Annotated in this window: 14 protein-coding genes and 2 tRNA genes; 1 reads left to right on the top strand and 15 read right to left on the bottom strand. The window is 58.0% G+C overall.

The genetic code is table 11. The annotated features are described in order from the left end of the window. Positions 1–13: 13 nt before the first annotated feature. The 10 genes from nusA to rlmE all read right to left on the bottom strand — a co-directional run bounded on the left by nusA (position 14) and on the right by rlmE (position 8,587). Positions 14–1,495, bottom strand: a complete 1,482-nt coding sequence (gene nusA / locus V6Z53_RS06265) for a transcription termination factor NusA (protein WP_338584644.1) — start codon at positions 1,493–1,495, stop codon at positions 14–16. A 47-nt stretch (positions 1,496–1,542) separates the two neighbouring features. Then, positions 1,543–2,001 carry a ribosome maturation factor RimP gene (rimP, locus tag V6Z53_RS06260; RefSeq protein WP_007973115.1) on the bottom strand — a complete coding sequence of 153 codons (459 nt, stop codon included), beginning with the start codon at positions 1,999–2,001 and terminating at the stop codon, positions 1,543–1,545. Between the two features lie 138 nt (positions 2,002–2,139). Next, positions 2,140–2,216: transfer RNA gene (locus V6Z53_RS06255), tRNA-Met, on the bottom strand. Between the two features lie 97 nt (positions 2,217–2,313). Beyond that, positions 2,314–2,399: transfer RNA gene (locus tag V6Z53_RS06250), tRNA-Leu, on the bottom strand. 21 nt (positions 2,400–2,420) lie between these two features. After that, on the bottom strand, positions 2,421–2,804 hold the full coding sequence (secG, locus tag V6Z53_RS06245; RefSeq protein WP_017336473.1) for a preprotein translocase subunit SecG: 384 nt from the start codon (positions 2,802–2,804) through the stop codon (positions 2,421–2,423). Positions 2,805–2,808: 4 nt separating this feature from the next. Continuing rightward, entirely contained in the window at positions 2,809–3,564 is a 756-nt protein-coding gene (gene tpiA, locus V6Z53_RS06240; protein ID WP_338584643.1) for a triose-phosphate isomerase, read from the bottom strand. 66 nt (positions 3,565–3,630) lie between these two features. Continuing rightward, positions 3,631–4,968, bottom strand: coding sequence for a phosphoglucosamine mutase (gene glmM / locus V6Z53_RS06235; RefSeq protein WP_338584642.1), 1,338 nt, complete (start codon positions 4,966–4,968; stop codon positions 3,631–3,633). Between the two features lie 16 nt (positions 4,969–4,984). Continuing rightward, a complete protein-coding gene (gene folP / locus V6Z53_RS06230; RefSeq protein ID WP_338584641.1) occupies positions 4,985–5,836 on the bottom strand; it encodes a dihydropteroate synthase in 852 nt (283 codons plus the stop codon). 8 nt (positions 5,837–5,844) lie between these two features. Next, positions 5,845–7,755, bottom strand: coding sequence for an ATP-dependent zinc metalloprotease FtsH (gene ftsH / locus V6Z53_RS06225; RefSeq protein ID WP_338584640.1), 1,911 nt, complete (start codon positions 7,753–7,755; stop codon positions 5,845–5,847). Positions 7,756–7,957: 202 nt separating this feature from the next. Then, on the bottom strand, positions 7,958–8,587 hold the full coding sequence (rlmE, locus tag V6Z53_RS06220) for a 23S rRNA (uridine(2552)-2'-O)-methyltransferase RlmE (protein ID WP_338584639.1): 630 nt from the start codon (positions 8,585–8,587) through the stop codon (positions 7,958–7,960). Between the two features lie 101 nt (positions 8,588–8,688). Between rlmE and V6Z53_RS06215 the strand changes: the two genes are divergently transcribed. Next, entirely contained in the window at positions 8,689–8,997 is a 309-nt protein-coding gene (locus V6Z53_RS06215) for a YhbY family RNA-binding protein (protein WP_007942889.1), read from the top strand. A 9-nt stretch (positions 8,998–9,006) separates the two neighbouring features. Here the strand turns inward: V6Z53_RS06215 and V6Z53_RS06210 are convergent, their stop codons facing one another. The 5 genes from V6Z53_RS06210 to dapB all read right to left on the bottom strand — a co-directional run bounded on the left by V6Z53_RS06210 (position 9,007) and on the right by dapB (position 15,452). Next, positions 9,007–9,411 (bottom strand): MFS transporter, encoded by a 405-nt coding sequence (locus tag V6Z53_RS06210; protein ID WP_338586457.1) that lies wholly within the window; start codon positions 9,409–9,411, stop codon positions 9,007–9,009. 28 nt (positions 9,412–9,439) lie between these two features. Next, entirely contained in the window at positions 9,440–9,916 is a 477-nt protein-coding gene (gene greA, locus V6Z53_RS06205; protein WP_150633542.1) for a transcription elongation factor GreA, read from the bottom strand. Continuing rightward, positions 9,913–13,134, bottom strand: a complete 3,222-nt coding sequence (gene carB / locus V6Z53_RS06200; protein WP_338584637.1) for a carbamoyl-phosphate synthase large subunit — start codon at positions 13,132–13,134, stop codon at positions 9,913–9,915. Before carB ends, greA begins: the two co-directional genes overlap by 4 nt. A 115-nt stretch (positions 13,135–13,249) precedes the next feature. Then, positions 13,250–14,386, bottom strand: coding sequence for a glutamine-hydrolyzing carbamoyl-phosphate synthase small subunit (carA, locus tag V6Z53_RS06195; protein ID WP_338584636.1), 1,137 nt, complete (start codon positions 14,384–14,386; stop codon positions 13,250–13,252). A 259-nt stretch (positions 14,387–14,645) separates the two neighbouring features. Then, positions 14,646–15,452, bottom strand: a complete 807-nt coding sequence (dapB, locus tag V6Z53_RS06190; RefSeq protein ID WP_338584635.1) for a 4-hydroxy-tetrahydrodipicolinate reductase — start codon at positions 15,450–15,452, stop codon at positions 14,646–14,648. Positions 15,453–15,458: the final 6 nt, after the last annotated feature.

Below are 15,458 nucleotides of genomic sequence, written 5' to 3'. Positions count from 1 at the left end.
AGGCCGCGCCTAATTACTCGAACCAGTGGGCTCGGGCGGCCATGATCAACTTGCCGGCACGATCATCGTCAATGCCGTCGATGTCGAGCAGGTCGTCAATAGACTGCTCGGCCAGGTCTTCGCGGGTAATTACGCCGCGCACCGCCAGTTCCATCGCCAAATCCTTGTCCATACCCTCAAGCGAGAGCAGGTCTTCGGCCGGATGGGCGTCTGCCAGCTTTTCCTCAGTAGCGATGGCTTTGGTCAACAAACGATCCTTGGCACGAGCGCGAAGCTCGTTGACGGTGTCTTCGTCAAAGCCGTCGATGTTGAGCATTTCTTCCAACGGTACGTAGGCAATCTCTTCCAGGCTGGTGAAGCCTTCATCTACCAGCACCTGTGCCAGGTCTTCATCGACTTCCAGCTCGTCGATGAAGTTGCGCAGGATGTCACCGGTTTCTGCTTGCTGCTTAGCCTGGATGTCCGATTCGGTCATCACGTTCAGGGTCCAGCCAGTCAACTGGCTAGCCAGACGCACGTTCTGACCACCGCGACCGATGGCCTGAGCCAGATTGTCTGCGCCAACGGCGATGTCCATTGCATGGGCATCTTCGTCAACGATAATTGCCGCAACCTCAGCCGGGGACATGGCGTTGATTACGAACTGAGCCGGGTTGTCGTCCCACAGGACGATGTCCACACGCTCACCGCCCAACTCGCCCGACACTGCCTGGACGCGCGAACCGCGCATACCGATGCAAGCGCCCTGCGGGTCGATGCGTTTGTCCTTGGAGCGGACGGCGATCTTGGCGCGCGAACCCGGATCACGGGAGGCAGCCATTACTTCGATCAGGCCTTCTGCAATTTCCGGCACTTCGATGCGGAACAACTCGATCAGCATTTCCGGCGCGGTACGCGACAGGATCAACTGCGGGCCGCGGTTCTCGGTGCGGATTTCCTTGAGCAGCGCACGCAGACGCACGCCAACCCGGAATGTTTCGCGAGAAATGATGTCTTCACGAGCCAGCAACGCTTCGGCGTTGTTGCCCAGATCGACGATCACGTTGTCGCGGGTCACTTTCTTCACGGTGCCGGAGATGATTTCACCCAGGCGTTCGCGGTAAGCGTCAACAACCTGAGCGCGCTCGGCTTCGCGAACCTTCTGCACGATGACTTGCTTGGCAGTCTGTGCAGCGATGCGGCCGAATTCGATGGACTCGATTTTCTCTTCGACAACGTCACCGACCTTGGAACCAGGATGCGTTTCAGCAACCTTGCTCGGCCAGGTTTCGATGGCCGGATCGTCCAGGTCTGCTTCTTCGACGACCGTCCAGCGACGGAAAGTCTCGTAAGCACCGGTGTGGCGATTGATTTCCACACGCAGATCGACTTCGTCCTCAAAACGCTTTTTGGTAGCAGTGGCCAGAGCCAGCTCCAGCGCTTCAAAAATTACGTTTGCCGGTACACCCTTTTCGTTGGATACCGACTCAACAACCAGCAGTACTTCTTTGCTCATCGTACGCCTCGCCTTTCGCAAGCCATTGGATCCGCGGGATCCGCGTCTCAGTCAAAACTGGGAATAATGTTGGCCTTGTCGATCATATCGATCGGCAACAGGAACTCATGGTCTTCTACCTGCACCACTACATCCTGCTCTTCTACGCCGCGCAGAAGGCCCTGAAAGTTGCGTCGACCTTCAAAAGGCGAGCGCAGCTTGATCTTCACTTGTTCACCGGCAAATTTTGCAAACTGCTCAAGAGTGAACAGAGGGCGTTCCATGCCAGGCGAGGAAACTTCAAGGGTGTATTCAACGGAGATTGGATCTTCAACATCCAGCACACCGCTGATCTGACGGCTGACAATGGCGCAATCGTCCACCAGCACGCCGCCCTCTTTATCGATATAAACGCGCAACATTGAGTGACGACCCTGGGCCGAAAACTCAATACCCCAGCATTCATAGCCTAGGGCCACGACCACCGGGGCCAGCAAGGCCTGCAACTCTTCTAGCTTGCTCGACACCTGAACCCCCTAGTGCATGTATGTGCATGCTATGCAAAATAAAAAAATGGGCGAAACGCCCATCCTTGAAACGCCGTCGAACAGCGGCGTTGAAAGTGTCCAGCTAACAAAAAGCCCCTTAAAAGGGGCTCCTTAAACTGGTTGCGGGGGCCGGATTTGAACCGACGACCTTCGGGTTATGAGCCCGACGAGCTACCAGACTGCTCCACCCCGCGACAAAGCTGGGGCGGAAGTATACGACCGATCCCCTACAGGGTCAATGTAACCTTCCACCTGCAAGAAAGCCCGCAACAGCGGGCTCTCCTGACTAATTGGTACCGAGAAGGGGACTCGAACCCCTACACCCTATGGGCACAACCACCTCAAGGTTGCGTGTCTACCAATTCCACCACCTCGGCAATACTACGTTTGAAACCTTCTTACTTCTGCTCTTGAGCTGGAGGCACGTCAGTCGCTGGAGTAGCCGACTTTTGCTCTTGAAGCACCGGGACATCATCAGAAGCCGGTTGTTGCTTTGGAACTTCCAGTACCGCTGGATTTGGGAGACCTACTTGAGTCAGCTGGTGAGCCTTCTCTTTAGCAAAGTATCCTAACCCCAAGCTGGTTATGAAAAAACCTGCGGCAAGTATAGCAGTAAACTTACTAAGAAAGGTAGAGGAACCTTGGCTTCCGAACACAGTATTTGAAGCACCTGCTCCGAAAGACGCGCCAGCATCCGCACCCTTACCCTGCTGCAGCAATACGAGAGCAACTACGCCCAATGCACCCAGCAGATGAAAAACGACTACGACTGTTTCCAGCATTTTTTCAGTTTCCCGCGGCGCGACAGATCGCACCGAACTCATCTGCATTCAGGGAAGCCCCACCAATGAGGCCCCCATCGATATCCGGCATGCCGAACAGTTCGACCGCATTGGCCGCCTTCACGCTGCCGCCGTATAGAAGCCGCACACCTTGTGCGACTTCAGAATTCTCTGCCGCCAACTGAGCCCGGATGGCTGCGTGCACATCCTGCGCCTGTTGCGGCGAAGCAGTCAGCCCGGTGCCAATGGCCCAGACCGGCTCGTAAGCAATTACTGCATTTGCAAAGACACCGACACCCAGCTCGTCGATGATGCTGCCCAGCTGACGCGAGACGACTTCAACAGTCTTCCCCGCTTCGCGCTGCTCGAGGGTCTCCCCTACACACAACACCGGGATCAAGCCACTTGCCTGTGCCGCTGCGAACTTGCGAATCAGCACTGAGTCCTGCTCGCCCATAATCTGGCGGCGTTCGGAGTGTCCGACAAGTACCAGGGAACAACCTGCATCCACCAACTGACTCGGTGCAACTTCACCGGTCAACGCACCCTGTCCGGATTCCACCGCAGCATTCTGCGCGCCGACCGAAATCGATTTTTCTTGCAAGCCATCAATTACTTGATTGATATGCAGGCAGGACGGGAATACCGCGACATCAACACCGCTCGGCAAGGCCAAGTCACGAAGGCCGTTGATCAGCTCAGCGACGCTGGCGCGGGTACCGTGCATCTTCCAGTTACCAGCTACCATAGGGCGACGCATGCTGTACCTCGTCGGTCAAAGTGGGCGCAGATGTTACCCAACACAATCATGACTGGCAAGCCGAATTCAGGCAGAAACTTCAGTAACCAGTTTTGCCAGCTCTTCGGCGTAGCCACGAACCTGCGTTTCGTCTTCGCCTTCAACCATGACACGTACCAGCGGCTCTGTTCCGGACTTGCGCAACAGCACCCGCCCGCGACCCGCCATGGCCTTGGTCACACGCTCGCTGGCCTCTTTCACCGACGGGTGATCGAGAGGGCTCGCACCACCGCCAAAACGCACGTTGATCAGCACCTGAGGGCATTTGCGCAGCGCCTGACGAGCCTGACCCAAGCCTTCGGAACGAGTCTTCAGCGCCATCAGCACTTGCAGCGCGGCAATGATCGCATCACCCGTCGTGGTGTGATTGAAGCAAACGATATGGCCCGAGTTCTCGCCGCCGACCAGCCAATTACGCTCCAGCAGATCAGCAATCACATAGCGATCACCGACGTTGGCACGCACAAATGGAATCGCCAGGTCCGCAAGGGCCAATTCCAGCCCCAGGTTGCTCATCAGCGTACCGACTACGCCGCCTTGCAGTTTGTTGCGCTCATGCAGATCGCGGGCAATGATGTACAGCAACTCGTCGCCATCGACGATGGCGCCGGTGTGATCGACCATCAGAACACGGTCACCATCACCATCGAACGCGATACCCAGATCGGCGTGCTCGGCCAGGACGGCTGCCTGCAACTGCCCCATGTGTGTCGAACCACAATTGTCATTGATGTTCAAACCATTGGGTTGCGCGGACAGCACCACGACCTCGGCACCCAGCTCACGGAATACGCTAGGCGCAACCTTGTAGGTCGCGCCATGGGCGCAGTCGATAACAATTTTCAGACCCGCAAAACTGGTACCGGTCGGCACGCTGCTTTTGCAAAATTCAATGTAACGGCCGGAGGCGTCGTTGATTCGCGAGACCTTGCCGATCTTGCTCGACTCGACGACTGTCATCGGGGTATCGAGCAACTCTTCGATCATGTGCTCGACTTCATCCGGGAGCTTTGTGCCCTTGCCGGAGAAAAACTTGATGCCGTTGTCGTCATGCGGATTGTGCGAAGCACTGATCACAATACCGGCTTCAGCGTGGAAGGTACGCGTCAGGTAAGCGATGGCCGGAGTCGGCATCGGGCCCAGGAGCATCACGTCGGCGCCCGCCGAAGTCAGTCCGGCCTCAAGTGCCGATTCAAACATGTATCCGGAAATCCGCGTGTCTTTGCCGACCAGCACCTTGCAGGCACCCAACTTGCGAAATGCCATGCCCGCGGCCCAGCCGAGCTTGAGCATGAAGTCAGGAGTGATCGGGTACTCACCGACCCGACCACGAATGCCGTCGGTGCCAAAATATTTCTTAGTCATAAGTGCTCCATCATTCTTATTCGGCTGATTCCACTGCGGCGATCATCCTCACCACATCGACTGTTTCGGCTACATCATGGACGCGCAATATACGCGCACCCTTGTGCGAAGCCAGCGCCGCGAGGGCGAGACCACCGTACAAGCGCTCATCCACCGGGCGATTCAACGCCTGACCGATCATGCTCTTGCGCGAAACCCCAACCAGCAGGGGTCGCCCCAAGGCATGCAAAGCTTCCATATGTTTGAATAAGCTTAGATTGTGCTGCAAGGTTTTGGCGAAACCAAAACCCGGATCAAGAATGATCCGCTCAGCCGGAATACCCACCGCCGCACACTGAGCTATGCGTTCGGCAAGAAACTCGCCCACCTCTTTCGTAACGTCCCGGTACCGCGGGTTGTCCTGCATGTCGCCCGGCTCACCGAGCATATGCATCAGGCACACAGGCAAACCCGTGGCTGCCGCCGCATCCAGAGCGCCATCGCGGCGCAATGAGCGCACGTCATTGATCAACCCGGCCCCCAGCCGTGCGGTTTCGCGCATGACGGCTGGCGTGGAGGTATCGACGGAAATAATCACATCCAGCTCGCGATGTATCCGCTCGACGACCGGCGCGACGCGCTCCAGCTCTTCCAGCGGTGAAACCGTCCTGGCACCCGGCCGCGTCGACTCACCACCGACATCGATCAGTGTCGCGCCGGCTGCAACCATGGCTTCGGCGTGGCGCAAAGCTGCATCGAGCTGGCTGTATTGGCCACCATCGGAGAAAGAATCGGGAGTGACATTGAGAATGCCCATGACATGCGTCTGGGCCAAATCAAGAACCCGGTTGCCGCAAGGCAACCGGGTCGAGGACTGAACAGAAGTCATTTCAAACCTTAAACGTCAGCAGCCGGACCGCCGATAGGTGTTTGCGGACGCTCATCCTGTACCGCTGGCGGCGTTCCGGACGTACCGGTACCACCCGACCAATCACGCGGTTCGCGTGGGGTGCGCCCCGCCATGATGTCGTCGATCTGCTCGGCGTCGATCGTTTCGTACTTCATCAGGGCATCGGCCATGGCGTCGAGCTTGTCACGGTTGTCCGTGAGGATCTGCTTCGCCGTGCCGTAGCACTGATCAATGATGCTGCGCACTTCAGAGTCGATCAGCTTCGCTGTCTCGCCCGAGAAGCTTGCACTCTGACCGCCGCCGCCACGACCGAGGAACACTTCACCCTCTTCTTCGGCGTACATCAACGGACCGAGTTTCTCGGAAAGGCCCCACTTGGTCACCATGTTCCGCGCAATCTGGCTGGCACGCATGATGTCGTTTGATGCACCCGTGGTGACACCATCGAAGCCTAAGGTCATCTCTTCAGCGATACGACCACCGTACAGCGAGCAGATCTGGCTGATCAGCGCACGCTTGGACAGGCTGTAGCGATCTTCTTCCGGCAGGAACATGGTCACACCCAGCGCACGACCGCGCGGAATGATCGACACCTTGTACACCGGATCATGCTCAGGCACGACGCGACCAACAATGGCGTGGCCGGCTTCGTGATAAGCGGTGTTCTGCTTTTCTTTCTCGGACATGACCATGGATTTGCGCTCGGCACCCATCATGATCTTGTCTTTGGCCAGTTCGAACTCTTTCATCTCGACGATGCGCTTGCCGGCACGGGCAGCGAACAACGATGCTTCGTTGACCAGGTTGGCCAGGTCAGCACCCGAGAAGCCCGGAGTACCACGAGCGATCACGGCCGGAGCGACGTCGTCACCCATTGGCACTTTGCGCATGTGGACCTTGAGAATCTGTTCGCGACCACGGATATCCGGCAGACCGACCACAACCTGACGGTCGAAACGGCCCGGACGAAGCAGTGCAGGGTCCAGTACGTCGGGACGGTTGGTCGCGGCAATCACGATGATGCCGTCATTCATTTCGAAACCGTCCATCTCCACCAGCAACTGGTTGAGAGTCTGCTCGCGCTCGTCATGACCGCCGCCCATACCGGCACCACGGTGACGACCGACGGCGTCGATTTCGTCGATGAAGATGATGCATGGAGCGTGTTTCTTGGCCTGCTCGAACATATCGCGAACACGGCTGGCACCGACACCGACGAACATTTCGACGAAATCGGAACCGGAAATGGTGAAGAACGGCACTTTGGCTTCGCCGGCAATCGCCTTGGCCAGCAAGGTTTTACCGGTACCCGGTGGGCCCACCATCAGCACGCCGCGTGGAATGCGACCGCCCAGACGCTGGAACTTGCCCGGATCCCGCAGAAACTCGACCAATTCGCCGACTTCCTCTTTGGCTTCATCGCAACCAGCGACGTCAGCCAGAGTGGTTTTGACCTGATCTTCAGAGAGCAGGCGCGCCTTGCTCTTGCCGAAGCTCATCGGCCCGCCCTTGCCACCGGCACCGCCCTGCATCTGCCGCATGAAGAACATGAACACGGCGATGATCACGAGGATCGGGAAGCTGGCAACCAGGAGTTGGGTCCAGATGCTTTGCTGTTCAGGCTGCTTGCCTTCGACCACGACATGGTTATCCACCAGGTCGCCGATCAAGCCGTTGTCCTGGATTGCCGGACGAATGGTCTTGAAGCTGTCGCCATCGTTGCGCTTGCCGGTAATCACGTAGCCATCAACCGCTACGCGCTCGACCTTGCCATCCTTGACCTGCTGGATGAAGTCGGAATAGTTGAGGGTCTGCGGCTCGTTAGGGCTGGAGAAGTTGTTCATCACCGTCACCAGGACTGCCGCGATGATCAACCACAGGATCAGATTCTTTGCCATATCGTTCAATTAACTACCCTCTGAAGCAAGCGCCGCTGGTGGCGCGCGCTTCGCATGATATTCACCGGCCTAACTTACTACATTACCTACAACTCTGGCAGGCGCCGTCTGTAACCCTTTGTGAAACACTTTCTACACAATATTCGCTTATGCACGTGGGGCGAAATACGAAAAACCTATCACCCCGCAAAAAAACCTCGTTTTATTCACTGCGACCGCGATAGCCCCAAGCCAGCATGTATTGCTCGCGAGAGCTGCCACGAGAAGAGTCCGGCTTGATCATCTGGATCTTGTCGAATTTCTTACGGGCGTCCTTCAGGTAAACATCGAAACCTTCACCCTGAAAAATCTTGATCACGAAATTACCACCAGGCTTGAGTATCCGCTCCGCCAGATCAAGCGCCAGCTCACACAGGAACATGGCTTTGGGCATGTCCACTTCAGGCGTACCACTCATATTGGGGGCCATATCGGAAATCACAAGGTCCACCTGCGAATTACCCACGGCTTCCAGGATCTGAGCGAGCACTTCGTCCTGGGTGAAGTCACCCTGAATGAAAGTCACGTCCGGAATGCTGTCCATTTCGAGGATGTCCGAGGCGATCAGACGCCCCTGCCCACCGATCAGCCGGCTAGTGACCTGCGACCAGCCACCGGGCGCCGCACCCAGGTCGACAACGGTCATACCCGGACGGATCAGCTTGTATTTCTCCTGGACCTCCAGAAGCTTGTAACTCGCACGCGAGCGGTAGCCGTCCTTCTGCGCCTGCTTCACGTAGGGATCATTGACATGTCTTTTCAGCCACTCAAGGCTTGTCTTGGAACGCGCCATTGGGCACCTCGATGATAAGGGTCGTGATTAGTTGGGCGGAGTCACGAACCCTCGGGTAAAATGGCCGCCATTTTACAGAATCCAGACGAAAGGGTCAGATTATGCCGCTCACTCAAGAGCAGAAGAAACAGTACAAATCCATTGGCCACCATCTGAAACCAGTTCTGATTGTGGCAGACAACGGTTTGACTGAAGGTGTCCTAGCCGAACTTGAACGCGCTTTGGCGGATCACGAGCTGATCAAGATCAAGCTCAACATCCTCGATCGCGAGTCGCGCCTGGCGTCCATTGCAGAACTGTGCAAGGTCGGCAAAGCGGACCTGGTTCAGGTCATCGGCAAGATGGCACTGATTTACCGCAAGAACTTCAGCGTCAACAAGCAACTGTCGAACGTTCATCGCTTCAAGTGATGACAAGGGTCACGGGTGTGCTTCGCGCACCCTGCCACTCCATCCCGGCACCGGCTGCAGTACCAGCACCAGCCCCGAGAAGCCCAGAATCAAAAAGCTGAAAACCTGCCAACGCACCGCATCCGGCCAGCCGATGCGCACGACGATGTACATCCCGCACGCATAAAGCGCCATCAACAGCAGTTGCCCACGAATATCGCGCCATAGACTGGCAAGGCCCTCGACCTGTATCAGCACCAAAGCCTGAAAAATCAAACACGCCGCTGAGAATCCGACCATCAGCGCATTGAGCGTGCCTGCGATTTCATCAATCAGCAGCGGTGCCAGGCCGATTTGACCCAGCACCGGCGGCAGACCGATGTGCAACAACCACAGGCCGCCAACCCAAAACATCTGGGCCAGCTGCCAGAGCATGGCGCCCGCACGGAGCGAGCGCATGCCTTTAGATGTGGCGAACTTCGACAATCTCGTACTCGATAACGCCACCAGGCGTTTTCACGGCGACCACATCACCCTCTTCCTTGGCAATCAAGGCGCGGGCCAGTGGCGAGCCGACCGAAATCTTGCCGAGTTTGAAGTCAGCCTCATCCTCACCCACGATGTGGTAAGTGACGCGCTCATCCGTCTCGACGTTGGCGATTTCGACGGTGGTGCCGAAAATCACTTTGCCGGTGTGCGGAATAGTCGTGACATCGATGATGACCTGATTCTGAATCCGGCCTTCGATGTCACGGATCCGCGCCTCGACCATACCCTGCTGCTCGCGAGCAGCGTGGTATTCGGCGTTTTCCTTCAAGTCACCCAACTCGCGGGCCGTACCGATGTCCTGGCTGAGCTTCGGACGAACGACCTTGGTCAGGTGAGCGTGCTCCTCTTCCAGGGCTTTCGCGCCCTGGACGGTCATTGGGTATTTGATCATGCCTTCAATCCTGCGTGTAGATCCTGCAAGCGGCGTACGGTCTTCTCGGGACCGAACTTCAGCGCTTCACAGATAGCTTCGCCAGCAGCAATGGTGGTGGTGCAGTAAATCTTGTGCTGCAGAGCGTTGCGACGAATGGAATAAGAATCAGCGATCGACTGACGACCTTCGGTGGTGTTGATGATCAGGGTGACTTCGTCATTCTTGATCATGTCGACCACGTGTGGACGGCCCTCGGTCACCTTGTTCACGCGGCGCACTTTCAGGCCTGCAGCTTCGATCAGCTTGGCAGTACCGGCAGTGGCAACGACTTCAAAGCCCAAGTTGATCAGATCACGGGCCACGCCCGCAACCAGCGGCTTGTCGTCGTCACGCACGCTGATGAACGCAGTACCGCCGGTCGGCAGCACCTCGCTGGCGCCCATCTGGGCCTTGGCGAACGCTTCACCGAAGGTGTCGCCTACGCCCATCACTTCGCCGGTCGACTTCATTTCTGGGCCGAGGATCGGGTCAACGCCAGGGAATTTGGCGAACGGGAACACCGCCTCTTTCACGCTGTAGAAGTTCGGAATGATTTCCTTGGTGAAGCCGATCTCTTTCAGAGTCTTACCGGCCATCACGCGAGCCGCGATCATAGCCAGGGAAACACCGATGCACTTGGACACGAAAGGCACGGTACGCGAAGCGCGCGGGTTGACTTCGATGACGTAAATGTCGTCACCTTGCAGCGCCAACTGAACGTTCATCAGACCGATCACACCGAGTTCCAGGGCCATTTTCTTGACCTGCTCACGCATCTCATCCTGGATGTGCGCCGGCAGCGAGTATGGTGGCAGCGAGCATGCGGAGTCACCGGAGTGAACACCAGCCTGCTCGATGTGCTGCATGATCGCGCCGATCACGACGTCTTTGCCGTCACAAACCGCGTCCACGTCCATTTCGATTGCGCAGTTGAGGAAGTGATCCAGCAGCACCGGGCTGTCGTTGGACACTTGAACCGCTTCACGCAGGTAGCGCTTGAGTTCTTCTTCTTCGTAAACGATTTCCATCGCACGACCGCCCAGTACATAGGACGGACGCACCACCAGCGGGTAACCGATCTTGCTGGCGGCACGAATCGCCTCGTCCTCGCTGCGCACGGTGGCGTTTGGCGGCTGACGCAGGTTCAGGCGTTGAACCATTTGCTGGAAACGCTCACGGTCTTCGGCACGGTCGATGGCGTCAGGGCTGGTGCCGATGATCGGCACGCCAGCGGCTTCCAGGGCACGCGCCAGTTTCAGTGGGGTCTGGCCGCCGTACTGGACGATCACGCCTTTCGGCTTCTCGACGCGGACGATTTCCAGCACGTCTTCCAGGGTCACTGGTTCGAAGTACAGGCGATCGGAAGTGTCGTAGTCGGTGGAAACGGTTTCCGGGTTGCAGTTGACCATGATGGTCTCGTACCCGTCTTCGCGCAGGGCCAGTGCCGCGTGTACGCAGCAGTAGTCGAACTCGATGCCCTGGCCGATACGGTTCGGACCGCCGCCCAGGATCATGATCTTGTCGCGGCCCGACGGCGCGGCTTCGCACTCTTCTTCGTACGTCGAGTAAAGGTAAGCGGTGTCGGTGGCGAATTCCGCAGCGCAGGTGTCGACGCGCTTGTAGACCGGGAAAATTTCCAGCTTGTGACGGTGAGCACGCAGGCTCTTCTCGGTCACACCCAGCAACTTGGCCAGGCGCATGTCGGAGAAGCCTTTGCGCTTGAGGCGGAACATCAGGTCGCGGTCGATGCTGGTCAGGCCCAGGGTCTTGACCTTCTCTTCGTCCTTGATCAGATCTTCCATCTGCACCAGGAACCAAGGATCGATCATGGTCATGCCGAAGATGTCTTCAACACTCATGCCGGCGCGCATTGCGTCCGCCACGTACCAGATACGCTCGGCGCCCGGCACGGTCAGCTCGCGCTTGAGTACGCTCATGCTTTCCGGATTGCTCAGGTCAACCTTTTCGTCCAGACCGCAAACACCGACTTCCAGACCACGCAGGGCTTTCTGCAGGGATTCCTGGAAGGTACGGCCGATGGCCATGACTTCACCCACCGACTTCATCTGAGTGGTCAGGCGTGCGTCAGCCTTGGCGAATTTTTCGAAGGCGAAGCGTGGCAGCTTGGTGACGACGTAGTCGATGGACGGCTCGAAGGACGCCGGGGTCTTGCCGCCGGTGATGTCGTTCGACAGTTCGTCGAGGGTGTAACCCACAGCCAGTTTGGCCGCGACCTTGGCGATCGGGAAACCGGTGGCTTTCGAAGCCAGTGCCGAGGAACGGGATACACGCGGGTTCATCTCGATCACGACCATGCGGCCAGTGTCCGGGCAGATGCCAAACTGAACGTTGGAGCCGCCGGTTTCCACGCCGATCTCACGCAGTACCGCCAACGAGGCGTTACGCATGATTTGGTATTCCTTGTCCGTCAGGGTTTGTGCCGGAGCAACGGTGATCGAGTCACCGGTGTGCACGCCCATCGGGTCAAAGTTTTCGATGGAGCAGACGATGATGCAGTTGTCCTTCTTATCGCGGACAACCTCCATTTCGTACTCTTTCCAGCCGATCAGCGATTCGTCGATCAGCAGCTCTTTGGTCGGCGACAGATCGAGACCACGGGCGCAGATTTCTTCGAACTCTTCACGGTTGTAAGCGATACCGCCACCGGTGCCGCCCATGGTGAAGGACGGACGAATGATGCACGGGAAGCCGAGCTTTTCGAGGACCGCGTTGGCCTCTTCCATGCTGTGGGCGATGCCGGAACGCGGGCAGTCCAGGCCGATGGACTTCATCGCCTTGTCGAAGCGCGAACGGTCTTCAGCCTTGTCGATGGTGTCAGCGTTGGCGCCGATCATCTCTACGCCGAACTTCTCCAGAACGCCTTCGCGTTCCAGGTCCAGGGCGCAGTTCAGAGCGGTTTGGCCACCCATGGTCGGCAGCAGCGCGTCCGGACGCTCTTTCTCGATGATCTTGGCAACGGTCTGCCACTTGATCGGCTCGATGTAAGTGGCGTCGGCCATGGCCGGGTCGGTCATGATGGTGGCCGGGTTGGAGTTCACCAGGATGACGCGGTAACCCTCTTCGCGCAGGGCTTTACAGGCCTGGGCGCCGGAGTAGTCGAATTCGCAGGCCTGGCCGATCACGATCGGGCCAGCGCCGAGAATCAGGATGCTTTTAATGTCTGTACGTTTTGGCATGGGTTTGTCACTCAAATCCGCAGGTCAGTCGGCAAGCCGTCTTGTTCAATCTCTGGCTTGAGGGGGCCACCGGTGTCGGGACCGCCCTCAAGCGTTGCTACATCAGGGCGAGCGATCAGCGTCGCTTGGCCATCTCGTTGATGAAGCGATCAAACAAAGGCGCTACGTCGTTCGGGCCAGGGCTGGCTTCAGGGTGACCCTGGAAGCTGAAGGCGCTCTTGTCGGTACGCTCGATCCCTTGCAGGGTGCCGTCGAACAGCGATTTGTGGATCGCGCGGACGTTGGCTGGCAGGGTCGCTTCGTCTACCGCAAAACCGTGGTTCTGGCTGGTGATCATCACGACGCCGGTATCCAGATCCTGGACCGGGTGGTTGGCACCGTGGTGACCGTGACCCATTTTCAGGGTCTTGGCGCCGGAGGCCAGGGCCAGCAGTTGGTGACCGAGGCAGATACCGAAGACCGGAATCTCGGTTTCCAGCACTTCCTTGATCGCCTGGATCGCGTAGTCGCAAGGCTCCGGATCACCAGGGCCGTTGGACAGGAACACGCCGTCCGGCTTCAGTGCCAGGACATCGGCAGCAGGCGTTTGCGCCGGCACGACCGTCACACGGCAACCGCGCTCTACCAGCATGCGCAGGATGTTCACCTTGACGCCGTAGTCGTAGGCAACCACGTGGTACGGCAGCTCGGAAGCGTCGATAGTCGCGTGGCTGTCGGTTTTCAGATCCCAGACAGTCGAGCGCCACTCGTAGGAATCCTTGGTGCTGACGACTTTCGCCAGGTCCATGCCTTTCAGGCCAGGAAAGCCCTGGGCAGCGGCGATGGCGGCTTCTTCGGAAATGTTGTCACCGGCCATGATGCAGCCGTTCTGCGCGCCTTTTTCACGCAGGATGCGCGTCAGGCGGCGGGTGTCGATACCGGCGATGGCGACAACGTTGTTGGCCTTCAGGTAATCGGACAGGGACATCGTGTTACGCCAGTTGCTCGCTACCAGTGGCAGGTCACGGATGACCAGGCCAGCGGACCAGACGCGGTTCGATTCGGCGTCTTCCGGCGTAGTACCGGTGTTGCCAATGTGCGGGTAAGTCAGGGTAACGATCTGTTGGGCGTAGGAAGGATCGGTAAGGATTTCCTGATAGCCGGTCATTGCGGTGTTGAACACCACCTCACCAACGGTTTGACCGTCGGCTCCAATGGCTTCGCCGCGAAAAATGCTGCCATCAGCAAGGGCGAGTATGGCTGGCTTAGTCAAGAAGACCTCCCGTAAATAAAGCCTGAAAGGGCGATCGCAGGTTGTAAAAAAGCGGAGTGACGTATGGACACGTCACCCCGCTTCTTCACTGAATTATTCTGCGCGCTTTTAGTGGACACACTAAAGCTGTAGCTTACAGAAAAAGGCATTTTTGGTCTACCGCCAATGAGCCCGAAAGGCCAGAGAATGCGACAGGTCGTCGCTTGACGGAACAAAACCGGGCTCAAACGCTGCGCGCGAGCCCGATTTCGGGTGCATCTTAACGCAGGTCGAGCACGTCTTGCATGTCGTAAAGGCCAGGCTCGCGCCCGTCCAGCCACAATGCAGCACGCACCGCGCCCTTGGCGAAGGTCATGCGACTGGATGCCTTGTGGGTGATTTCCAGGCGCTCGCCCTCACAAGCGAACAGCACCGTGTGATCACCAACCACATCACCACCACGAACCGTGGCAAAACCGATGGTTTCACGTTCACGCGCACCGGTATGGCCTTCACGCCCATAAACCGCGACCTTCGTCAGGTCACGATCCAGCGCGCCGGCAATCACCTCACCCATACGCAAGGCAGTGCCTGAAGGCGCATCGATCTTGTGCCGATGATGCGCTTCGATGATTTCGATATCCGCGTCATCGCCGAGCACCCGCGCCGTCATTTCCAGCAGTTTCAGCGACAGGTTTACACCCACGCTGAAATTCGCGGCGAACACGATGGGAATATCCTTGCCCGCCTCGGTCAGCAGCTGCTTCTGTGCAGCATCCAGTCCGGTGGTGCCGATGACCATGGCCTTGCCCGCCTTGCGGCAGAACGCCAGGTTTTTCAGCATGACTTCCGGCAGCGTGAAATCGATCAACACGTCGAACTCTTCCGCCACCGCATCCAGATTGCCAGACAGCGGCACGCCGATACGCCCCAACGAAGCGAGCTCGCCAGCATCCACACCAATCAGCGTGCTTCCAGGCCGCACGATGGCAGCCGTCAAGCCGGTCAGCGGCGCACGCTGCTGCACCGCCTCGACCAGGATTTTACCCATGCGCCCGGCGGCACCCATCACAGCAATACGTCGCATGCCTGT

This window comes from Pseudomonas sp. MAG733B, from assembly GCF_036884845.1.
In the GTDB taxonomy this organism is placed as follows: domain Bacteria; phylum Pseudomonadota; class Gammaproteobacteria; order Pseudomonadales; family Pseudomonadaceae; genus Aquipseudomonas.
This window is presented reverse-complemented; position numbering and strand designations above follow the sequence as displayed.